Annotated in this window: 20 protein-coding genes; 5 read left to right on the forward strand and 15 right to left on the reverse strand. The window is 70.9% G+C overall.

Translation table 11 applies throughout. The annotated features are described in order from the left end of the window. Nucleotides 1-14 precede the first annotated feature (14 nt). The 3 genes from ABD907_RS17510 to ABD907_RS17520 form a co-directional block, all read right to left on the reverse strand. Nucleotides 15-719, reverse strand: a complete 705-nt coding sequence (locus ABD907_RS17510) for an IclR family transcriptional regulator (RefSeq protein ID WP_345217906.1) — start codon at nt 717-719, stop codon at nt 15-17. A 123-nt stretch (nt 720-842) separates the two neighbouring features. Next, a complete protein-coding gene (locus tag ABD907_RS17515) occupies nt 843-1,532 on the reverse strand; it encodes a GntR family transcriptional regulator (RefSeq protein WP_345217907.1) in 690 nt (229 codons plus the stop codon). Then, on the reverse strand, nt 1,529-3,100 hold the full coding sequence (locus tag ABD907_RS17520; protein WP_345217909.1) for a fumarylacetoacetate hydrolase family protein: 1,572 nt from the start codon (nt 3,098-3,100) through the stop codon (nt 1,529-1,531). Before ABD907_RS17520 ends, ABD907_RS17515 begins: the two co-directional genes overlap by 4 nt. A 124-nt stretch (nt 3,101-3,224) precedes the next feature. Here ABD907_RS17520 and ABD907_RS17525 point away from each other — a divergent pair, with 124 nt between their 5' ends. The 3 genes from ABD907_RS17525 to ABD907_RS17535 all read left to right on the forward strand — a co-directional run bounded on the left by ABD907_RS17525 (nt 3,225) and on the right by ABD907_RS17535 (nt 7,156). Then, nucleotides 3,225-4,607: an MFS transporter gene (locus tag ABD907_RS17525; RefSeq protein WP_345217911.1), complete on the forward strand. Its 1,383-nt coding sequence runs from the start codon at nt 3,225-3,227 to the stop codon at nt 4,605-4,607. Between the two features lie 130 nt (nt 4,608-4,737). After that, nucleotides 4,738-5,547, forward strand: coding sequence for an SDR family NAD(P)-dependent oxidoreductase (locus ABD907_RS17530; protein ID WP_345217913.1), 810 nt, complete (start codon nt 4,738-4,740; stop codon nt 5,545-5,547). Between the two features lie 127 nt (nt 5,548-5,674). Continuing rightward, nucleotides 5,675-7,156, forward strand: a complete 1,482-nt coding sequence (locus ABD907_RS17535; protein WP_345217914.1) for an APC family permease — start codon at nt 5,675-5,677, stop codon at nt 7,154-7,156. Nucleotides 7,157-7,219: 63 nt separating this feature from the next. Here the strand turns inward: ABD907_RS17535 and ABD907_RS17540 are convergent, their stop codons facing one another. From ABD907_RS17540 to ABD907_RS17550, 3 genes are read right to left on the reverse strand one after another with little or no spacing between them, the layout of a single operon-like run. Continuing rightward, a complete protein-coding gene (locus tag ABD907_RS17540; protein WP_345217916.1) occupies nt 7,220-8,509 on the reverse strand; it encodes an aspartate aminotransferase family protein in 1,290 nt (429 codons plus the stop codon). Next, entirely contained in the window at nt 8,506-9,570 is a 1,065-nt protein-coding gene (locus tag ABD907_RS17545) for a phosphotransferase enzyme family protein (protein WP_345217918.1), read from the reverse strand. The genes ABD907_RS17540 and ABD907_RS17545 overlap by 4 nt, the downstream gene beginning before the upstream one ends. 40 nt (nt 9,571-9,610) lie before the next feature. Beyond that, nucleotides 9,611-10,594, reverse strand: coding sequence for an AraC-like ligand-binding domain-containing protein (locus ABD907_RS17550; RefSeq protein ID WP_486334130.1), 984 nt, complete (start codon nt 10,592-10,594; stop codon nt 9,611-9,613). Between the two features lie 183 nt (nt 10,595-10,777). Between ABD907_RS17550 and ABD907_RS17555 the strand changes: the two genes are divergently transcribed. After that, nucleotides 10,778-11,428 carry a TetR/AcrR family transcriptional regulator gene (locus ABD907_RS17555; protein ID WP_345217921.1) on the forward strand — a complete coding sequence of 217 codons (651 nt, stop codon included), beginning with the start codon at nt 10,778-10,780 and terminating at the stop codon, nt 11,426-11,428. On the opposite strand, the gene ABD907_RS17560 is transcribed toward ABD907_RS17555, so the two are convergent. After that, nucleotides 11,425-13,401, reverse strand: a complete 1,977-nt coding sequence (locus tag ABD907_RS17560) for a primary-amine oxidase (RefSeq protein WP_345217923.1) — start codon at nt 13,399-13,401, stop codon at nt 11,425-11,427. The genes ABD907_RS17555 and ABD907_RS17560 overlap by 4 nt on opposite strands. Nucleotides 13,402-13,624: 223 nt before the next feature. Between ABD907_RS17560 and ABD907_RS17565 the strand changes: the two genes are divergently transcribed. After that, nucleotides 13,625-15,484 carry an amidohydrolase gene (locus ABD907_RS17565; protein ID WP_345217925.1) on the forward strand — a complete coding sequence of 620 codons (1,860 nt, stop codon included), beginning with the start codon at nt 13,625-13,627 and terminating at the stop codon, nt 15,482-15,484. A 42-nt stretch (nt 15,485-15,526) separates the two neighbouring features. Here ABD907_RS17565 and ABD907_RS17570 read toward each other — a convergent pair whose 3' ends face one another. The 8 genes from ABD907_RS17570 to ABD907_RS17605 form a co-directional block, all read right to left on the reverse strand. Then, the gene (locus ABD907_RS17570) at nt 15,527-16,129 is read right to left on the reverse strand and encodes a carboxymuconolactone decarboxylase family protein (RefSeq protein ID WP_345217927.1); all 603 of its coding nucleotides are present in this window, start codon (nt 16,127-16,129) and stop codon (nt 15,527-15,529) included. Next, entirely contained in the window at nt 16,126-17,115 is a 990-nt protein-coding gene (locus ABD907_RS17575) for a VOC family protein (protein ID WP_345217929.1), read from the reverse strand. Before ABD907_RS17575 ends, ABD907_RS17570 begins: the two co-directional genes overlap by 4 nt. A gap of 28 nt (nt 17,116-17,143) precedes the next feature. Continuing rightward, the gene (locus ABD907_RS17580; RefSeq protein WP_345217931.1) at nt 17,144-17,581 is read right to left on the reverse strand and encodes a nuclear transport factor 2 family protein; all 438 of its coding nucleotides are present in this window, start codon (nt 17,579-17,581) and stop codon (nt 17,144-17,146) included. Further along, on the reverse strand, nt 17,578-18,489 hold the full coding sequence (locus tag ABD907_RS17585) for a fumarylacetoacetate hydrolase family protein (RefSeq protein WP_345217937.1): 912 nt from the start codon (nt 18,487-18,489) through the stop codon (nt 17,578-17,580). The genes ABD907_RS17580 and ABD907_RS17585 overlap by 4 nt, the downstream gene beginning before the upstream one ends. Nucleotides 18,490-18,591: 102 nt before the next feature. Beyond that, entirely contained in the window at nt 18,592-19,503 is a 912-nt protein-coding gene (gene prpB / locus ABD907_RS17590; protein ID WP_345217939.1) for a methylisocitrate lyase, read from the reverse strand. A 3-nt stretch (nt 19,504-19,506) separates the two neighbouring features. Further along, nucleotides 19,507-20,286, reverse strand: coding sequence for a GntR family transcriptional regulator (locus ABD907_RS17595; protein WP_345217940.1), 780 nt, complete (start codon nt 20,284-20,286; stop codon nt 19,507-19,509). Next, the gene (locus ABD907_RS17600; protein WP_345217941.1) at nt 20,283-21,287 is read right to left on the reverse strand and encodes a quinone oxidoreductase family protein; all 1,005 of its coding nucleotides are present in this window, start codon (nt 21,285-21,287) and stop codon (nt 20,283-20,285) included. Before ABD907_RS17600 ends, ABD907_RS17595 begins: the two co-directional genes overlap by 4 nt. After that, complete coding sequence (locus ABD907_RS17605; protein WP_345217942.1) at nt 21,284-21,802, reverse strand: nuclear transport factor 2 family protein; 519 nt, start codon at nt 21,800-21,802, stop codon at nt 21,284-21,286. The genes ABD907_RS17600 and ABD907_RS17605 overlap by 4 nt, the downstream gene beginning before the upstream one ends. Between the last annotated feature and the right edge of the window lie 29 nt (nt 21,803-21,831).

A 21,831-nucleotide genomic window follows, 5' to 3' on the forward strand; every position in this document is an offset into this window, starting at 1 on the left:
CGCGCGCCGGGGCGTCAGCCGAGGTCGGCGGCCGTGCTCGCCGCCGCCTCGACGACGCGGCGGCCGACGTGCTCGGTGTCGGGAGCCCCGACGGTGACGACGGCGATGGCCGCGTGCGGGTGCAGACGTGGCTGCGGCACGGGCGCCGCGATCGAGGTGATGCCGGGGATGACCTCGTCGTGGGTGGTGGCGTAGCCGGCGTCGCGCGCCGCCGCGACCTCGGCCCGCATGGGTTCGTCGTGGCCGAGTGCGGTCCACTCCTCCGGCGTGAGCAGGGTCTGCAGCGCGATCCCGGGTGCCCCCTTCGACAGCGGATGCCGGGTGCCCGGGCGCTGCGCCACCGAGGCGTGCACCCGCCGCGGTTCGACCGTGACGAGGGTGACGACGTCGTCGACGTCCTGCACGACGACGAAGGCCGTCATGCCGAGCTCGTTGGCGAGCGTCGTGACGTGGGGGAGCGCGGCGCTCTGCAGGTCCTCGTCGATGCTGCGTGCGAGCACGGCGAGCTGTGGACCGAGCTCGAGCCGGCCGGCGGCGTCACGGATGACGTACCGGCGTTCCTCGAGCGTGCGCACGATGCGGTACGCGATCGAACGGTGCACGCCGAGCCGGTCGGCGAGCTCCGGGATGCGTTGCGGGCCGTGCTCGGCCAGCAGCTCGATCGCCAGCAGGCCCCGCGCGAGCGTCTGCGCCCCCACGGTGGAAGTCTCGCGTCCCATCGGTCCCTCTTCGATCGACGTCGACCATGCGCTGCACGATCTCGAGCTGCGCCGTGCGGCGCCGCCACACGTGCCGTGTCAAAGATAGAACACCGCGTGCGGATGTTGAGACATGGCCAGGGTTCAGTGGCGGCTCGGCTCGGCATCCGGCCGTGCCGGCTCACCGTCGTGCTGACGGTCGAGGAAGGCGTGCAGGGTCCGGAGCCGGTGGTCGCGGACGGCAAGCTCGACCTCGCGGGGGTCGGCGCCCTGTTCGAGCAGCTCGAGGATCCGCTCGTGCTCGTCGACCGACTCGCGGGCACGCCCCGGCACGAAGGCGAACGTGGACTGCCGGATCTTGGCGAGCCGGCGCCAGCCGCTGTCCACGAGGGCCTTGATCTGCATGTTCGGGCACGGGTCGGACAGGGCGCGGTGGAATGCCTCGTTGCGGCGGGTGAAGCGCACGGGGTCGAAGTCGTCGAGGCTCTGCCGCAGCCGATCGTTGAGCCGGCGGGCCTCCGCGATGTCGTCCTCGCTCAGCTGCGGCATGGCGAACGCGACCGCCGCGCCCTCGACGACGGCGAGGGTCTGGGTGGTCTCGCCCAGCTGGTCGGGGTCGATCTCGGCCACGCGTGCGCCGACGTTGCGCTCGAAGATCACCAGGCCCTCGGCCTCGAGGCGGCGGATCGCCTCCCGGACGGGCACCACGCTCACGCCGATCTCGCGGGCGATCGTGTCCAGGACGAGTCGGTAGCCGGGGCCGTACGCGCCGGACTCGATGCGCTCGTGGAGGTGCTCGTACGCGCGTTGGGACTTGCTCGTCGTCACGGTCATGCGTCGCCCTCCTGCGCGGGGGCGTCGCGGCGGGTGTCCGTGCGCTCGGCCTCGAACCGGCCCCGCCACTCGGCGTTCATGGGGAAGAGCCCGTCAATCGGGTGTCCCTCCTCGACCATCCGGGCGATGAACTCCTCGCCCGCCTCCTGCTCCTCGGCCTCGGCGACGAGATCGTGGACGATGTCCGGCGGGATCACGAGGACGCCGTCGCCGTCGCCGACGATGATGTCGCCGGGCTGGACCGTCGTCCCGCCGCACGCGACGGTCTCGTCGAAGGACCACGGGACGTGCCGCCGACCCAGGACGGCGGGGTGCGGGCCCGCGAAGTAGGTGGGGACGCCGCTGTCGGTGATGACATCGGCGTCGCGGACGGCGCCGTCGGTCACGATGCCCGCGGCGCCGAGGTGACGGGCCCGCAGCGCGAGAATGTCACCCAGCGTGCCCGCGCCGGCGTCCTGGCGGGCCTCGATGACGACCACCTCGCCGGCCTTCAGGTCGTCGAAGAGCCGCTTCTGGGCGTTGTACCCGCCGCCGTGGCTCTTGAAGAGGTCCTCCCGGTTGGGCACGTAGCGCAAGGTCCGCGCGGTGCCGACGAGGCGCTTGCCCGGCTGCGTCGTGTGCAGACCGTCGATCGAGACGTTGTTCAGGCCCCGCTTGCGCATGAGCTGGGCGAGCGTGGCGACGGCGACGTGGGCCAGCCGCTCGCGCAGGGCGTCGTCGAGCACCGGCTCTGCGGTTGCGGTGAAGTCGCTGAGCGGGCGGCCGGAGGCGTCGGCCCACTGCTCGGGCGTCGGCCTGGGCTGGGCGCTGTAGGCCGGTAGGGGAGCGGTGCCCCGGACGGCGCCGGTGGCCAGGCGCCCGGTGCTCAGGTGCTCGCCGGTGCGGCCGGTCGCGGAGACCTCCACCTCGACCCTCTGCCCGGGCTCGAAGGTGGAGGCACCGGCGGGCGTGCCGGTAAGGATGACGTCGCCCGCCTCGAGCGTCATGAGCTGGGAGAGGTCGCTGACGATCTGGGGGAGCGAGAACAGCAGCGTGGACGTGGAGTCCTCCTGGACGAGCTCGCCGTCGCGCCAGACGCGGATCTCGATCGCCGTCGGATCCAACTCGGCGGCGGGCAGCAGCGCCGGGCCCACGGGCGTGAAGCCGTCGCCGCCCTTCGAACGCAGGTTGGCGCCCTTGTCCGCCCAGCGGAGATCGAAGACGCCGAGGTCGTTGGAGGCGGTCACCCAGGCGACGGCGGACCAGGCGTCCTGCTCGCTGACGCGGCGGACGGTCCGGCCCAGCACGACGGCGATCTCGCCCTCGAAGCCCAGAATCTCGCACCCGGCGGGGATCTCCACGTCGCCACCGGTCGTCAGCGACGTCGCCGGCTTGAGGAAGTAGCCGGGCGCCTCGGGGCTGCGGCCCTTCTGCGCAGCTCGTGCGGCGTAGCCGATGTGCATGGCGACGACCTTCCCCGGCCGCGCGCCGAGGAGGTCCCACGCCCGCCGGGCGGGCGCGGTGGTCGATGTCGCGTCGGTCGCGTCGGTGCCGGCCGATTCCGTCGTCTGCCTCGTCGCATCCTGCATGGGGTGATCGTATATCATCCGTCAGGCTCCTCGTTCTCCCGCTTGACGAACCGTGTACGGAATCGTATATCGTCCGGGTCGCCACTGGACCGCAACACACCCCAGACGAGGGAGTCACTCAGCGATGAGTACAACCCACCCACAGAGCACGACGGCGGATCGCAGGAAGGTCGTCGCCGCCACGATCATCGGCACCACCATCGAGTGGTACGACTTCTTCATCTACGCCTTCGCGGCGAATCTCGTCTTCGCGCCGTTGTTCTTCTCGCCGGCAGGAGAGGGCGTCGCGATGATCCTCTCGCTGCTGACGATCGGGCTCTCCTTCCTGTTCCGGCCGCTCGGGGCGTTCCTCGCCGGGCATTACGGCGACAGGCTGGGCCGTCGTCCCATGCTCGTCCTCACGCTGCTGCTCATGGGTGGCGCGACGACCCTCGTCGGCGTGCTGCCCACCTATGCAAGCGCCGGGCTGTTCGCGCCGATCGCGCTGATCCTCCTGCGCATCCTGCAGGGCATATCGGCCGGCGGTGAGTGGGGCGGTGCGGTCCTGATGTCGGTCGAGCACGCACCGCTCGGCAAGCGTGGTCAGTTCGGCATGAGTCCACAGCTGGGCGTGCCGATCGGCATGATCGTCGCCTCCGGGATCCTCGCGCTCATGCGTGTCATCGCCCCGGGCGACGCCTTCCTCGAGTGGGGCTGGCGGGTTCCGTTCCTCCTCTCGGTCGTGCTCATCGGCGTCGGCTACATCGTGCGGCGCACGGTCGAGGAGTCGCCGGTCTTCCAGGAGATCCGCGAGCACCGCGACCAGCAGTCTGCTCCCATCAAGCAGCTGTTCGCGCGGCACGGGAAGCTCGTCGTGCTGGCAGCCCTGCTGTTCGCGGGCAACAACGCCCTGGGCTACATGACGACCGGTGGCTTCATCCAGGGCCTCGCCTCCCGACCGACGGACGAGGGTGGCTACGGCTTCGATCCGGTCGGGGTGCAGCTCGCCATCCTGCTCAGCGCCGTCGTCTGGCTGCTCTCGACCATGCTCGGTGGGTGGCTGAGCGACAAGATCGGCCGCAAGAAGACCTACTTCATCGGCTGGGCACTGCTGCTGGCCGCCGCGATCCCGCTGTTCGAGCTGGTGAAGCTCGGCGTGGGCGGCATCGCGGTCGGCGCGTCGTTCATGGCGGTCGGCCTCGGCCTGACCTACGGCCCCCAGGCGGCGTGGTACGCCGAGATGTTCCCGGCGCGGATCCGGTACTCGGGCGTCTCGATCAGCTACGCCATCGGCGCCATCATCGGTGGTGCGTTCGCCGCCTCCATCGCCCAGGCCCTGCTGCAGGCCTTCGGCACCACGTGGGCGATCGTGCCCTACCTCGTCCTGATGGTCGTGATCGCCGCCGTGGCGACGGCGCTCCTCAAGGACCGCCGCGACATCCCGCTCGACATCGACTTCGAGAAGAGCGGCCAGTGGGAGAGCTGGCACCGGGACCAGGCGCCGCACGAGGCTGGTCGAAAGTCCTGAGCCGGCGTCGCGGCCTCGCACGCACCGACAACTGCCGTGCGAGGCCACGCAAGACTGCTCCGGTCCCAGCGGTCCAGAATCTGTTCTCGGGCCGGGAAGGGTGGAGCCGAATCCGATCGAGGGGCAGCCGGTGTCGACGACCTTGGGAGCTGAGCGACCCGTCGCTCTCGTCACGGGCGGGGGTACCGGGATCGGCGCCGCGACGGCCCAGCGATTCGCAGACGCCGGATGGCGGGTGGCGATCGTCGGACGGCGCGAGGGCACCCTCCGGCGCGTGGCCGAACAGTCCGGCGCGCTCGCCGTCCCGGCGGACGCCGCCGAGACCGGTCCGGCGGCGGACGCCGTCGCCACGGTGCGCGACACGTTCGGCAGACTCGACGCCCTGGTCGCCAACGCGGGCGGGCACGGCTTCGCGAGGCTGACGGACACCGGCGACGACGAGTGGGCCGCCAGCATCCGGGGGAACCTCGATTCCGCCTTCGTCATCGCGCGGAGCGCGATGCCGGAGCTGGTCAGCACGCGAGGATCGGTGGTGGTCGTGTCATCGCTCGCCGGGCTGGCGGCCGGCCCGAGCACTGTCGGGTACACCACCACGAAGCACGCGCTGATCGGGCTCACCCGCTCGATCGCACGCGACTACGGAGCGCACGGGGTGCGGGCCAACGCCGTCTGTCCCGGTTGGGTCCGTACCCCGATGGCCGACTCCGAGATGGACGAGCTGGCGGCGGCGTCCGGCATCGCGGACCGCGAGGCCGCCTATCGGACCGTCACCGCGGACGTGCCGCTCCGGCGGCCGGCATCGCCGTCGGAGATCGCGGAGGTGATCCACTTCCTCGCCTCGCCCGCGGCGTCGTACGTCACCGGGGCCGTCCTGCCGATCGACGGCGGCGCGACGAGCGTGGACGTGCCGACCCTGGCGTTCGAACGAGCGGGCCTCTGAACGCCGCGACGCCGTAGGGAGCGCCGTGCACTCCTGCCCTATGGATCGGCACGCGTAGTCAACGCCACAGGTGTGACCCGCTCCATATATTGGGCGCACCTCGATTCACCTGACGAAAGGAATCGACGTGACCGTCTCGAATTCCGTCCCCGACGGGCGCCTGGCTCGCAACCAGCTCGGGGCGCCCGGAGTGGTGTTCGTCGTCCTCGCCGCCGTGGCCCCCATGACGGTGGCGATCGTCGTCGCCCCGCTCGCGGTGGCACTCGGCAACGGCGGTGGCGTCGTCTTCGCGTTCGCGGCCGTCGCGGCCATCCTGCTGCTCTTCGCCGTCGGCTATGCCCAGATGTCCCGCGAGCTCGTCAACGCCGGCGGCTTCTACGCGTTCGTCGTCAAAGGGCTCGGCAAGCCCGGCGGCCTGGTGGCCGGTTTCATCGCGACGATGGGCTACAACTTCTTCGTGGCGGGCGCGATCGGCACCGCCGGATTCTTCACCTCCCTGGTGCTCGGCGAGCTCTTCGGCCTGAACGTGCACTGGTTCGTGTGCGGTCTGGCGGTCATGCTGATCGCGTTCCTCCTGGCGCGGTCCGGCATCGACCTCAGCGCCAAGGTCCTCGGCGCCGCCCTCGTGCTCGAGGTCCTCCTTCTCGCGGTCTTCAGCGTCTCGGTCCTCGTTCGCACCGGCTTCAGCATCGAGGTCTTCAGCACGGACGTGGTCTTCGGCGGCTCGCTCGCCATCGCCCTACTGCTCGCCGGCACGGCCTTCCTCGGGTTCGAGGCCACGTCCCTGTTCAGCGAGGAGGCGAGGGACCCGCTGCGCACCATCCCCCGCGCGACGTACGCGGCGATCATCATCATCGGTCTGATCCACGCGATCACGGTGTGGGCGCTCGTCAGCGCCGTGGGCGTCCAGCAGGCCCAGGAGACCGGGCTGGAGCACCTCGAGGCCGGCGACCTGATGTTCGTCACCATCGACGAGTACCTGGGAGGAGCCCTGCTCTCGGTCGCCATGGTCCTGCTCGTCGTGAGCCTGTTCGCAGCCCAGCTCGCCTTCCACAACGTGGCCGGCCGATACCTCTTCTCCCTGGGCCGGGCGCGGATCCTCCCGCATGCCCTGTCCCGCACCCGTCGCAACGGCGTGCCGCAGAACGGGCTCGCGGTCAACGCCGCCTTCGCCATCGTCGTCGCCGGGATCTTCGCGGTGGCCGGGCTCGATGCGATCACCACCCTGGTGCCCGTGATGATCGGTTTCGGCACCCTGTGCATCGTGGTGCTGCAGATGCTCGCGTCGCTGTCGGTGGTCGTGCACTTCCGCCGGGCTGCGGACCGGCGCTGGTGGAAGACGTTCGTCGCGCCCGGCCTGGGCTTCCTGGGGCTGTTCTGGATCTCGCTCATGGCGGTCCTGAACTTCCCGCTGCTCGCCGGCTCCGAGGAGCGGTACGTCGCGGTCCTACCCTGGCTGCTGGTGCTCGCGCTCGTGGGCGGGCTGCTCTACGCGGCGTACCTGCGGAGCAGGCGCCCGGAGGTCTACGAGCGACTCGAGAGCGACCTCGAACGGTTCGACATCACGGCCGAGGACGTCGCGCAGGAGGAAGAGCGCACCGGCGCCTAGTTGCAACCGGAGCCAAGTCGACCGGCGCCTGGTCGACGGGCTCCGGTCATCCGGTCCAGCCGGCTACTGGTCCACCGTCTCCGCGATCGCGTCGGTGAGGGCGCCGAGCAGGACGGGGAGGTGCTCGTCCTCCAGCGCCAGCGGCGGACGGATCTTCAGCACCGAGGCGGCGGGGCCGATCTTGCTCAGCAGCACGCCGTGGGACTTCACCGCCTCGACGAGACGCTTCGTCGTCCCCGGGTCGGGACGGGTGCGGGTCCCGTCGGTGAAGACCGGGAAGCCGAAGAAGAGGCCCTCGCCGTGGACGGGGCCGAGTCGTTCGTGGTTCCGGACCAGGGCGCCGAGCTCCTCACGGGCCTGGGAACCGAGGCGTGCGCAGCGTGCGACCAGGCCCTCCTCGTCGATCACGCGCAGGACCTCGTGCCCGACGGCGGCCGAGACGGGGTTGCCCCCGAAGGTGTTGAAGTACTCGTTCCGGGACCCGAACTCCTCGAGCAGCGAGGCAGTGGTGACGACGCCGGCGAGGGGGTGCCCGTTGCCCAGTGGCTTGCCCAGCGTGACGAGGTCCGGCAGCACGCCGTGCCGCTGATAGCCCCAGAACCAGTTCCCGGTGCGGCCGAGGCCGGCCTGGACCTCGTCGGCGAGGACGAGGCCGCCCGCCGCGCGGACGCGTTCGGCGACGCCGGCGACGAAGCCGTCGGGCACGCGGGGGAGGCCCTCGGTCGAGAACAGGGACTCCACGAGCACGGCCGCGACCCCGTGCCCGGAGGCGACGAGCTCGCCGAGGGCCCGGTCCACGCGCTCGAGGGCCGCCGCGAGGATCGCCTGCTCGGACATCTCGGCGTTCTCCGGCGCGTCCAGGTCCGGTACGGCGAAGGTGCGGACGTGCTCGCCCAACGGTTCGCGGGTGGCCAGCCCCGTGGTGAGCTCGGCGAGCAGGGTCGTGTTGCCGTGATAGCTGAAGTCGGTGACGAGGACGCCGCGCGCCACAGTGTGCTGCCTCGCGATCCGGAGAGCGAGGTCGTTGGCCTCGGAGCCGCTGTTCGTGAGCAGGACGCGGTCGAGCTCGGGCTCGAACGTCGCCAGCAGGGCCTCCGCGTACTCCACGACCCGGTCGTCGAGGTAACGGGTGTGGATGTTCAGCGTGGCCGCCTGGGCCCGCAGTGCCTCGACGATGCGCGGGTGCGCGTGGCCGACGTGCGGGACGTTGTTGTAGGCGTCGAGGTAGCGCCGCCCGTCGGCGTCGGTGAGCCACACGCCCTCGCCGGAGACCAGATGGATCGGTTCGTCGTAGAACAGCGGCGAATGGCGTCCGAGCGTCGAGAAGCGCCGTTCGAGCAGCGTCGTGGTCATCGTTCCTCCTGCAGCGCGGCGGTCGGCGAGGTCCGGACGGCGGGCTGCCACGGCATGGCGCTCCCGGCCACGAAGGCCTCGGCAGCCCGCACGACCCAGGGAGCGACACGGGCCGCGACGAACTCGGCCGCCGGGTCGCCCGGCCGGTCGGCGGCCCAGCCCAGATAGCTCAGTCCGCGCGCCAGCATAAGGCCGTCCCAGATCGCGTGCTCCTCGGTGCGCAGCGGGCGTATCGCCTCGTAGCCCGCTAGGAGGGCCTGCGCGTACTCGGCATACCGAGGATGGGGAGTGTGATGGAACAGCGCCGTGACGAGGTCGAATACGAACCAGCCCGCGCCGAAGTCGTCGAAGTCGATGAGCTTGAGGCCGCCGGGCGTCAGAAGGATGTTCTCGGGGGTGGTATCGGCGTGGACGATCCCGAAGACGGCGGGACCCTCACCGGTCTCGGCCAGCTGCGCACGCAGGAGGGAGAGCGCCTCGCCCAGAACGGCGTGGTCGACGTCGTCGCGCACGAGCCGGCGGGGGTCTCCCCACAGCGGCCGCGCGCCGGCGAGTCCCTCCGTGTCCCAGGCTCGCCGGTCGAACCAGTCCGGGCGGCCGATGGACTGCGCGGCGAGGTGGAGCCGCGCGAGGAGGGCGCCGATGCGGCCGAAGTCCTCGGGCGAGGAGTCGTCCTCGCCGACGAACGCGGCCCCGGCGTCCCCCAGCGCGCCGGCGCCCGGGAACCATCGCAGGAGCGAGACGGACCGTGAGTGGGTCGTGCCGTCCGTCGTCGGCGCCTCGATGCGGGCGAGCCGGGCACCGTCCACCGTGGGGACGACCTCGGGCACCGGGACGCCGCGGGCGTGCAGGGCGCCGACGTAGCGCAGCTCGGTGTCGATCTCGTTCTCGGTGCGGTATCCGGGTCGGTGCAGGCGCAGCGCGTAGGACTCGCCGGACGGGGCGTCGGCGCGGAACACGTGGTTCTCGCGGTACTTCACGAAGGAGATACCGCTCTCGGCGGGAAGGCCCCAACGGGGGAGTGCGGACCGCGCGAGCTCGCGGGCCTGGTCGAGATGCATGTGCTGGTCCGGCTCCTTCGTGTCGTGTCGGCCGCGCCGCTCAGCTGGCCAGGAGGCGCTCGTCGAGGTTTCGCCGGCGGTAGGAGCTGGGGGAGCGCCCGAACTCAGCCTTGAAGATCCGGCTGAAGTGCGCGGCGTCGTGCAGGCCCCACCGGCCGGCGATCCAGGAGATGGGCCGGTCGGCGAGGAGCGGGTCGGCCAGGTCACGCCGGATGTGCTCCAGGCGCTGGTGGCGGATCCACGCGGAGACCGTCTGCCCCTCGGGGGAGAAGATCGTGTAGAGGTGCCGCAGGGAGATGTAGTGGGCCCGCGCGATCGCGGGCGGCGTCAGCTCGGGGTCGCCGAGGCGCTTGAGGATGTACTCGTGCACCTCCTGGGCGAGGCTGCGTGCGGACGGGCCGGTGCTGCCCTGCCTGCGGTGGAGCTCCTGGGAGAGCATGGTCACGAGCAGATCGAGCGCCGAGTGGACCAGGCGGGACGCGTGGCTGGTCCTCAGCTGATCCATGTTGCGGCCCAGCTCGACGAAGAACGGATTGATCACCCGGCCGAGACCGACGTCGTCGGGGAAGCGGGTGGCGGTCACCTTCGCCACCTCGTCCGGCGGCAGGTCCACCATCTCGTGCGGGAACACCATGACCATCGCCTGGTTCGGTTCCGGGAACCGCAACGTGTACGGCCGGTGCGTGTCATAGATCGCGAGGTCTCCCGGCAGCAGCACGGCGGTCCGGTCGTCCTGCCTCAGCTCGGCCCGCCCCGCGAGCTGGAGGCTCAGCTTGTAGAAGCGGCGGTCGTCGTGGGAGATGAGCTCCGGCGTCCTGCGCACGAGGTGCGGCGTGGCCACGATCTCGAAGAACGCGACCTCCTGGACGAGGGCGTGGGTGAGGTGCCCTCGGAACCTCACTCCACCGATCTCCTCGATCTCGAGCGGGACCACGGCCTCGGTGATGGCTGCACGCCAGGTCTCGAGGTCCACGGATGAGGTCGGCAGGTCCACGACCGCGCGGTCACCGTCGATCGGATGCATCTCGTCCTCCATGGTCGGAAGGGGCACCGGTCACGGCATCATCGTTGAACCGTCGTGCGACCCGGCCCCATCGCGGGCGACGCTGCCCACCACATTATTGAGCGACTGCTCAGAGAAGGCTACACCGCGGCTGTGCAGGGGTAAAGGTTCGTGGAGGCCGCCGTGAAGGGGAAGAATCGCCCCATGCCGAAGATCGTTGATCGTGACGCCCGCCGCCGCGAGATCGTCGAGACCTATCTACGCGTCGTCGCCCGGGACGGCATGGAGGCGGCGAGCACCAGGGCACTGGCCGCCGAGCTCGGTGTCTCCAGCGGAGCCTTGTGGCACTACTTCGACGGGTTCGACGAGGTCCTCTTCCGCGCCTTCCAGCTGATCTTCGAGCGGACGAACGTGCGCATCGCTGCCTCGACCGAGGCGAAGGAGGGCGTCGGCGCCCTGCTGGCGATGCTCGAGGAGCTGCACCCTCTGGACAAGGTGACGCGCGACGAGGCCTACGTCGTGACGAGCTTCTGGGGCAGGGTGCCCTCGAAGCCGTCACTCGGCGTGTTCCAGTCCCGCGTCGAGGAGCGGTGGCGCGCCGACATCAGGGACCATCTCGCTGACGGGGTGCGGCTCGGTGAGCTCGACCCCGCGATCCCGTTCGACGGGGTCGCCGACACACTGCTGGTCCTGGTGGTCGGCTATCAGGTCGAGCACGTGCTTCGGACGCCGGTGGCGGCGCCGGAACGCCAGTGGCGTGCTGTCGACCAGGTCCTCACGCCCTGGCTCACCGAGCTCGGCCGCGCCAGCTCGGGACTCGACCGGCGTGAGGCGGCGTCCGACCTGACCGGCTAGCCGCAGTGCGGGCGCTCGCCCGTGGTCGGTGAGGAGTGACCGCCCTCCTGCGCGGGGACGTCGAGGGTGGGGTTGCGGTCGAAGAACCCGTAGGGAGTCAGCCGGAAGCCGGCGTAGTCGACCGGCATGATCGGCCAGTCCTCGGTCCGCGGAAAGTGGGTGAGACCGAAGGTGTGCCACAGGACGAGGTCCTCGCCGTCGATGGGCCGGTCCGCCGCGGTGTAGGCGGGCATCCCGGCACCGCCCGGGTTCAGGTTGACCAGGCGTCCGGCGGGGTACATCTCGTCGCGGTCGTAGCGCGTGACCCACAGGTGGTGCGTGGCGAACGTGGCGCGTCGATGGATCGACGAGCGCTCGTCGGCGAGCAGGGTCGGCTGACCCTCGGGGGCGAGGAGGTAGGCCGTGGGCCGGCCCAGGCGGTTGGTCGCCTCGGTGCTGGAGACGTGCCATACGCGGCCGAGGCTCCCGTCGGCGTCGCGTGCCGCCTCGCTCTCGCGGGTCAGGCGCGTCGCCGTGCGGGTGAAGGCGTTTCCCCACGGGTTGTCCTCGCCGACCGGCACCCGGGTGAGGTCGACCTCGTCCACCGCGTTCGCCACGCCGTCGACCATCATGTCCAGGCGGGCGCAGAACAGGTGCTGGTGGACGGGGGCCCCGAGGCCGGGCGCCACCTCGGTCGCGTAGGGATACTCGCCGCCCGGGTGGGCGGAGGTGAAGACGATCCCGGTGGCCTTGGTCTCGAGCTCGATCTTGCCGTCGAGGTAGAGGTACCAGTAGAAGCCGTAGTCGTAGTTGCCCACCGTGACGAAGAAGGAGACGACGAGCCGCCGCTGGCGCCGGGTCTCCTTCGTGCCCGAGAAGTCGTCGGAGTGCTTCCACAGGATGCCGTAGTCCTCCTCGTGGATGCAGATCGCGTTCGGCAGCGCCTTCGGACGGCCGAGGTCGTCGGCCACGACGGCGTCGACGTACGTGATCTCGCCGACGCAGTCGCAGCCGAGCTCGAGCGCGTTGGCGAGCCGGCCGAACTGGTACTCGCCGACGTCGTAGTAGTTCTGCCACGCGTGCGTCGGCGACGGGTCGCCGTAGTTGACGACCATCTCGGCGATCGAGCCGCGGTACATGACCGGCCGCACGCGTCCGCCGTCGTCGAAGCTCAGCTGGTGCACCGTGAGGCCCTCGCGGCCGTTGAAGCCGAGGCGCACGCTCCAGCCCTGCCAGCTGAGCACGCCGTCGTCCAGCGTGAAGCTGACGCCCTCCGGCTGGGTGATCGAGATCGGCCGCAGGGTGGTGCGCTCGGGGCCACGGACGGCGGGGTCCAGGTAGTCGCCCGACTCGGACGGGACGTGCACCGCGTCCGTCTCCACCACGCGGAGAACGACCTCGTCGGTCAGGTCGACGTGCGCGACGACGCCGTCGATCGGGTGGGCCCAGACCGAGTCCGTGGGGTAGTCCTGGCGGAAGGCCAGCGCCCGCACCACCCGTTTGCCGACCTCGTCGGCGTAGCCGAAGACGCCGGCGGAGAGGGCGACGACGACCACCCGGTCCAGGTCCGTCACACCGCGGTGGGCCAGCGCGGCGATCCACCGGTCGTCCGCCTTGACGATCCGCTCGGCGTGCGGGAAGTCCTCGTCGAGCGACGGGCCGAAGCCCTCCGCGGCCGCGTCGACGTCCCGGCGCGAGACGACGGAGCCGCTCGAGAGGTCGACGACCAGGTCGACGAGCGTGGAGGTGGCCAGGTCGGTGAGCAGCACCGCGACCTGGCGCGGCAGCTCCTCGCCGGGCGTCCAGGCCAGCACGTCGGCCTTCGCGGGCTCGCGCAGCGCCACGTAGGAGAAGCGGGTGCTCTCGGTGACGAGCCCGGCCTGCTCGAGGACCCGCCGGAGATCGACGATGTCCTCGCCCGTCAGCGGGGCGAGGGGGTGGCGCGTCGTGGGGGCGGACTCGTCGTCGGCGACAAGGACGTTCTTCTCGCTCATGCGTGCTCCTCGGAAATTGAGCAGGTGCTCGATCATAAGCACACGGACGCCGGTCCGGTGGAACGGGCGATGCCGTCACTGCACCCCGCGACAACCGACCCGCAAGGTCGTGCAAGACGGGGCCGGTGCCGGCCCTGAAAGATCCTTGGCAACCCACCTGCGGTCCTCGCGACGGTGCGAGAACGGATCTGCCGCGGGTCGACATGGCATGGGAGGTCACCACATGACCGAACGACCGAAGAACGTTCGCCGTCGCCGGTTCCTGCAGGGTGCCGGGGCCGGCATGGCTCTCACCGCGCTCGGCGCCACGGGGGCGGGCGCGGCACCCGGGAACGGTGCCGCCGTCGGGCATCGCAAGGCGGATCTGCTGCTGTTCAACGGGAACGTGCTCACCATGTCCGGGCCGTTCGCGCCCGCCGACGCGATCGCCATCAAGGACGGCGTGGTCGTGGCCACGGGCGACATGCGTGAGCTGCGGCGATTCACGAACTCTCGTACGGAGACGGTGAACCTCGAGGGCCGCACCGTGATCCCCGGTGTGAACGACGCACACCTCCACGCGATGGGTTTCGGCACGAGTCAGCCGCCGCTCACCCTCGACCTCAGCCGGGAGGCCGTCAGCTCGATCGCTGAGATCCGCGAGCTGGTGGCCCGGTCCGTTCAGGAGAAGGGCCCGGGGCAGTGGGTCCGCGGCCGGGGATGGGACCAGGGCTACCTCGCCGAGGGGCGGTACCCGACGCGGCACGATGTCGACGACGTCTCGCCCGACAACCCGGTCGCCCTGGAGGAGTGGTCCGGGCACGCCCTGTGGGTGAACTCCCGTGCACTCGAGCTCGCCGGGATCACCCGGGACACCGTGCCGCCCCTCGGCGGGGAGATCGTCAAGGACGGCGACGGGGAACCGACAGGGCTGCTGCTGGAGGGTGCCGCGCGACTCGTCCAGGCGGTCGTCCCGCCGTTCACCGAGGAGGAGAAGCGTCAGGCGCTTCGGATCTCGGTCGGCCTGATGCACCAGAACGGGATCACCTCGGTCACCGAGCCCGGCACCTCACTGGGGTCGGTCGGTCTGTACCGTGACATGCTGCACGCCGGTGACATCCGTCAACGCTTCACCATCATGCTCGCCGCGTCCGGCGCCGACGATCTGCGCGAGACGTTGGTGGACGCACGGCAGCTCGAGACGGACGCGGACTGGCTGAACGTGAGCCAGGTGAAGATCTACGGCGACGGCGTCCCCACGCAGGCGAAGACGGCCTGGGTCTCGGAGCCGTACGTCGGTGGCGGGTACGGAGGTCTGACGCTTCCCGGCAGCTCGGTGGAGGAACAGCTGGCGACGCTGGACGAGTGGGTCATGACCGCCCATGAGCTGGGCTTCCAGGTCGGCACGCACGCAACCGGTGACCGGACGATCAGCGCAGCCGTCGACGCCTACCTCGGCGCGGCCGCCGCGCACGGGGACCGGGGCCTGCGGCACTACGTCATCCACGGCGACCTCACCACACCGGAGGACCTCCGGAGGATGGCCGACGCCGGGTTCGGGCTGAGCTTCAACCCGCAGATCAAGCGATCGTTGGCGCACCAGCTGGTCGACGTGATCGGTCGGGAGCGTGCGAACTACCAGTGGCCGTACCGGAGCGCGCTCGATGCCGGTGTCTCAGTCGGGAGCGCCTCGGACTCACCGGTCGTCGGGGCACCGAACTTCCGCGAGGGCATCACCGCGATGCTCACCCGCCGGAGCCTCGCGACCGGCGAGGTGTTCGGCGCCGAGGAGCGCATCGGTCTGGAAGAGGCGCTCGCCACCTACACGACGGCCGGTGCGTGGCAGGACCACGCCGAGGACTGGAAGGGCACGCTGGCCGAGGGGATGGCGGCCGACCTGTGCGTGCTCGACGGCGACCTCCTGGGCACGCCGCCCGAGGAGATCGTCGACCTGCCGGTCGGCATGACCGTGGTCGGTGGCGACGTGGTGTACGACGCGTCCTCGGACGCCCCGGCCCCGACCAGCACGGCCGCTGCCGCGGCGAGCGGACTGGGGGCGAGCGGGCTCGGCCTGTACATGTCCAAGGGCTGCTGCCACGTCTGAGCTGCCGCGGGTGGCGGGTCCGCCGTCGTCCGGTGTGGCGGTTCAGCGCCGCCAGGGCGGCGGCTCGTCGGCCGCCGGGTTCGGCGGTCGGAACACGGCGAGCGCCAGCGCGAGCGACGAGTAGTACCCACAGAGCCAGACCAGCTCGGCGAGGGTGCGCTCGCCGAGGCTGTCGAGCGCCGCCTCGTACCGGGCGTCGTCGAGCGTGGCGGATGCCAGCAGGGCGCCGACCGTCTCCAGCGCCCTGGCCTGCTGCTCGTCGAGACCGTCCGGCACCCGGCCGTCACCGAGGGCGGCGAGCCGGGTGTCGTCGAGGCCGGCTGAGCGTGCGGCACCGGCGTGCGCGATCCACTCGAAGTCGCACCGGTGGTGCGCGGCGACGAGCAGGATCGCCGCCTCGCGCACGAGCGGCTCGAGCCCGGTGGCGAAGCGCAGCGCGGCACCGACCGACTGCACGGCGTCGCCCACCGCGGGAGCGATGGTCATCAGGCCGAACGGCCCGACCAGTGCGCCCGACTCGTCGGCGATCGGCACCTGCCCGGCCTGCGTCTTGCGGGGGCCGTCGACGATGCGGTCGTAGAGCTCGCGCTGGTCGGCGTCGAGCTCGTCCGGGCGACGGGGCCGGTAGCGTCCGGCACCGCTCACGTGAGCATCTCCTTCTCCCGGTCCACCACGGGCGTGCCGTACACGTGGAACTCGGGCGGGATCCGGGCTCCCCAGCCCGGCTTCTCGGCCCACTCCTCGGCCGTCCAGACGTAGGGCTTCGGATCGGGCGCGAAGACGAGGTAGCCGCCGTTCGCGACCTCGATGCGGTTGCCGCCCGGCTCGCGCGTGTAGAGGTAGAAGCCCTGGATCGCGGTGTGCCGGGACGGGCCGGCCTCGATGTAGATCCTCGCGTCGGCCATGATCTCGGCGGCCCGCAGGACGTCCTCTCGCGACTCGACGACGTAGGCGAAGTGGTGCATCCGCCCGCTGCCGCTGGTGTTCTCCTGCGTGTAGATGAGCTCATGGCCCTGGATGGAGCTGCTCATCCAGGCACCGACCTCGCCGTCGCCGTCCGGTCGTTCGATGATCTCGTAGGTCCGCAGCCCGAAGCCCTCCTCCCAGAACCGGCGGCACGCGCGCACGTCCCGCGCCAGCAGGTTCACGTGGTCGAGGTGGTGCACGTTCGCGCCCCGGCCGGCGTAGGCCTGCACGTTGACCGGGATGACCGGTCGCTTGCCCTCGGGGGCGACGTAGCGCTCGGTCTCGTAGTAGATGCGGAACGTGTGGCCGTCCGGGTCCTCGAACTCGTAGGCCGGGCCCTTGCCGTGCTCGGGGCCGGCCCACCGGCCGCCGTACCCGTGCTCCTCCAGCCAGGCGACCCGCCGCTGCAGCGCCTGCGGGCTGGTCGTGCGCCAGGAGACGTACTCGGCGCCCGCCCGGTCGGCCGCGGTGACCCGGACCGTCCACCGCTCGTAGTCGCCGTAGGCCCGCAGGTAGTACGACCCGCCCGACTCCTCGACGACGTCCATGCCGAGCAGGTCGACGAAGTAGGAGAGCGTCTCGTCCAGCGTCGGCGTGAGCAGAGCCCCGTGCCCGAGGTGGGCGAGCTCGTTCATCGGCTCGGCGGCTTCGCCGTGGTCGGTCACGTCATGCTCCTCTGGATCGGGCGGTCGGTCATCGCGGGGCCAGGTCGGCGCGGCGGAACACCGGGGTGATACGGCGTGCGGCGATCCGCCAGGTGCCGTCCGCGTCGACGACGTAGGTGTCGTCGAAGTCGGCGACCATGTAGACGTCGAAGTCGGCGAGCGGCGCCGGACCGTCGTCGTTGCTGGCGAAGGTGTGCCAGCTCCCACGACCCGTGACGGTATTGCCTGCGTCGTCCTGCAGCAGGAGGTTGCCGAGGCCGTGACGCGTGGTCCGGGTGCCGGTCCGGGCGTGGAACGAGGCGATGAGCGCCTCGACGTCATGGAACTCCCGGCCGACCGACACGTAGTGGACGTCAGGCGTGAAGATCTCGCGCAGCATGTCGAACTCGTGCAGGTCGAGAGCCCAGGCGAAGCGGGCGTTGAGGTCGCCGATGGCGGCGCGGGCCCCGGGTGTCAGCCGGCTCATCGGTGCTCGACGGGGTTGGCGAGCACCCCGATGCCCTCGATGCCCACCTCGATCGTGCCGCCCAGCGCGGTCAGGTCGACGTTCTGCACTGCCCCGCCCTTCGCCGAGGCCTTCAGCGCCGTGCCCATCGCGATGACGTCGCCGGGCTCGAGGGTGAGGTACTCCGAGGCGAAGGAGATCACCTCGGCGACGGAGAAGCGGAGGTTGGCGGTGTTGTCGTCGGTGACGACCCGGCCGTCGTGGGTGCAGGTGATGCGCAGCGCGTGCGGGTCGGGGATCTCGTCCGCCGTGGCCACCCACGGGCCGAGCGGTCCGAAGGTGTCCGCGCCCTTGTACCGTGCCGGGTAGCTGACCCAGCTCTCGACGTAGCGCACGCCGTTGACGTCGTCCGGGTCGGGGTGGACGGCGCGGTAGTGGAACGTGTCGTGCTGCCGCATCGCCGGCGCCGTCAGATCGTTGATGATGGTGTAGCCGAAGACGTGCCCGAGGGCGTCGTCGACCGCGATGTCGGCTCCGCCGGCGCCGATGACGACGGCGAGCTCCGGCTCAGGGTGCACCCGCCCGTACTTGTCCTTGACCACGATGGGTCGGCCGTGGCCGAGCAGCGCCGACGACGGCTTGGTGAACATCGCAGGCGTGTCGGGGCCCGACATGATGCGGTCCGGGTTCGCGCTGTTGTTCAGCGCGACGCACAGGATCTTGCCCGGCCGGCGCACCGGCGGGAGCCAGGTCAGCTCCTCGCTGCTGAGCCGCTCGCCCGTCCGGAGCGCCTCCTCGGCCGCCGCGCGCCACCCGCCGTCGAGCACGACGGCGTCCAGGTTCGGGTAGGGGAGGACGGCAGCCTCGCCGGCACCCGACTGGACGACGGCGGCGGGTCCTTCCGGGCGTTCGACGGTTCCGAGCTTCATGCGTCTCCTCAGTGTCGTTCCCGACCTGGCGCCCCACATCGCTGTGGCCGTGGCCGTGGCCGGATCGTCGGTCGGCGGCTCAGCGTTGGCGCCGGGAAGATCCTAGTCGTCCTGCCCACGCCCGGGCCGGTAGGTGTAGATGGAGCTGTCGAAGGAGTTGTAGGCCTCGTAGTCCACGAGCTCGTACAAGCGCGCGCGGTGCTGCATCTCGTCGGTGATCGACTCCAGCGTCCCCTGCACGGTGAGCACGTCCAGGGCCCGCTCGACCGCACCCATCGCGACGCGGAGCAGCGAGACGGGGTAGATGACGAGGTTGATGCCGATGTCGGCCAGCTGACGGGTGGTGAGCAGGGGAGACTTGCCGAACTCGGTCATGTTCGCCAGCACGGGCACGTCGACGGCACGCCGTATCGCCTCGAACTCACCCGCGTCGCGCAGCGCCTCGGGGAAGACGGCGTCAGCCCCCGCATCGACGAGCAGCTGGGCCCGGCGGACGGTCGCCGGCAGGCCGTCGGCCATCCGGATATCGGTCCGCGCCATGACTACGAGGTTCGGGTCTCGCCGCGCGTCCACGGCGGCTCGGATCCGTTTCGCGGCCGTGGCGTCGTCGACGACCTCCTTGCCGTCCAGGTGACCGCAGCGCTTCGGGTTGACCTGGTCCTCGATGTGCAGGCCGGCGACGCCGGCGTCCTCGAGGAGCTGGACGGTCCGGGCGACGTTCATCGGCTCGCCGAACCCGGTGTCGGCATCGACGAGCGTCGGCAGCTCGATCATCCGGGAGATCTCCTGGCTCCTGGCCGCGAGCTCCGACGCCGTGGTCAGCCCGATGTCCGGATGACCGAGCTCGGCCGAGACTGCGGCGCCGGACACATAGACGCCCTCCAGGCCCTTCTCCTCGATCACCTTCGCCGACAGGGGGTTGAAGGCTCCGGCGAAGCGCAGCAGGCTGCCGCTGTCGAGGCGCTCGCGAAAGGTCTCACGTTTGCGTGCCGGGGATCGGTGCGAGTACAGCATCGGTCACCCCGGCCCTGTGACGGGACGGCCGTCATCGACCCGGGACGCCTCGAGCGCCGAGGTGTCTGCGGGCACGGGCTCGACGGCCATGGGTTCCCGCTCGCGCGGTCGCAGGGTCGACAGAATGTTCGCGAAGCTCGCGCGCAAGTGGACGGCAGTGGCTTGCGCGGCCAGCACCTCGTCGCCCTCGGCGATCGCCTCGGTGATGAGCGCGTGCTCGCGTGCGGCTTCCGCGAGCCGCGCGGTGTTCAGCTGCGAGAGGCGGCGGGCGCGGGCGACGTGTGCCCTGACCCACTCCAAGGAGGTGAGGAGATAGGGACTCTGCATCGCCTCGTCCGTCGCCGCGTCGAACTCGGCGACGAGGTCGTAGTACGCGCGGTACTGCGGATCGTCGCCGGTCAGGAGCTCTGACGCGTGGGCGAACCGGTGCCGCAGGCGCTCGAACGTGGCGCGATCCGCACGGCGAGCGGCGAGGCGGGCCGCCTGGGTCTCCAGCGCCTCCCGAAGCTCGAAGAGGTGCCGCACGTCGTCGGCACTGACGTCGGAGACGATGAGGGTACGGCCCTTGCCGGGCACTGCGAGCCCGTCCCCGACAAGGCGTCCGAGACCTTCCCGCACCGGGGTCCGGGACACACCGAGCCGGGCTGCCTGATCGACCTCGTTCAGCACGGCGCCGGGCTTGAGGCGCCAGGTGACGATCTCGTCGCGGAGGGTCTCGTACACGCGGTCGCTGGCGCGCACCGCTCCGGTGGACGGCTTCGATCTCGAGGGGGTGACGCTCATAGCTCGAGGATGATCTTGCCGGCCGGGGCACCGGCCTCCATGAGTCGCATGGCGTCGGCGACCTCCCCGAGCGGGAACCGAGCACCGAGATGCGGATGGATCTCGTGGTGAGTGACCAGCTCGAGCATGTCGGCGAACTCCTGCGCGTTGCCCATCGAGGTCCCGCGGACGTCGAGCTGCTTCAGGAACAGGTGCGGCAGCACGAGGTTGGGGACGGGTCCTGCGGTCGCGCCGAAGATGACGAGGCGCCCTCCGGCCCTGAGCAGACGCACGAGGCGCGGGAACTGCTCGCCGCCGATCGAATCGATGACGACGTCGACCTTCGCCCCTTGCTCTTTGAGCCTGGCGGACCAGTCCTTCTCGCTCCAGTCGATCCCGCCCGCCGCGCCGAGCGTCGTGGCGAGCTCGAGGTTCTCCGCGCGGGTCGAGGTCACGAGCACGTGGGCGCCGAGAGCGGCGGCGAACTGGATCGCGAATCCTGCGACGCCTCCGCCCGCCCCGGTGATCAGCACCGTCTCGCCGTCCTGGAGCTGTCCTCGGCTGACCACGGCACGGTATGCCGTCACGCCCGCCAACGGCAGCGCCGCCGCCTCGGCATAGCTCAGGTGGTCCGGCTTCCGGAACACGTTGTCCACCGGAACGGCGACGAGCTCTGCGAACGTGCCGTCCTTCGGGACACCGAGGGTCCTGAACTGCGGGGACTGGACCCGCGGGTCGTCGCCCCAGTCGAGGGAGGGCAGGATCATCACGTCGTCGCCGACGCCGTGATCGCCGCGGTACCCGGGCGGGAGCTCCTCGACGACTCCCGCACCGTCGGAGCCCAGGATGCTGGGCAGCTCGATCCCCGGGTACTGACCGTAGGTGACGAACAGGTCTCGCCGGTTGAGCGCCGCCGCCCGGATGCGCACCACCACCTCGCCGTTCGCCGCCGTCGGCGGGTCCACCTCATCGACGAGCGCCTTCTCCGGACCGCCCAGCTCACGCAGCACGACGCCCTTCATGCTGACCCTTCCTTCGCGACGGCGGAGTAGCCGGCGAAGGTGTCCCGCTGCCAGCTCCCGTATCTGCGTTCACGAAAGCGCCATCCCGCGGACGTACGGACGACCTGGTCGTCGTAGCTGCCGAGATACGTCAGGTAGTTCGCTCCGGTGGCGTACAGGTGCGAGGCCATGCCGAAGGATCGTACGCGGCAGGTGTCGACCCCGGTCATCGTCATGAGTGCTTGGCCCACCCAGTGCTGTCGACCCGGAAACACGGCACGACCGCGGAAGTACCTGGCGAAGTCCCGGCCGGCATGCGGTGGACGGAAGAGCTTGCCCGCCACGGTGTCCTCGATGACGGCCTCTTCCACGAACAGCTCCGCCACGGCCGAGACGTCGCCGGTGTCGACCCCCCAGGCGTAGCGCGAGAAGAGCTCCTCGATGGCGAGGCGGTCGTCCGCCGCAGGGCGTCGTTCGCCCCGGCTCGGGAGACCGTCCCGTGCAGACGCGTGGGCGCCGTCGTCGACCGATCCCATGTCACTTCACCTTCCGATGTCGAAGTTCG

It is taken from the genome of Georgenia halophila, from assembly GCF_039541595.1.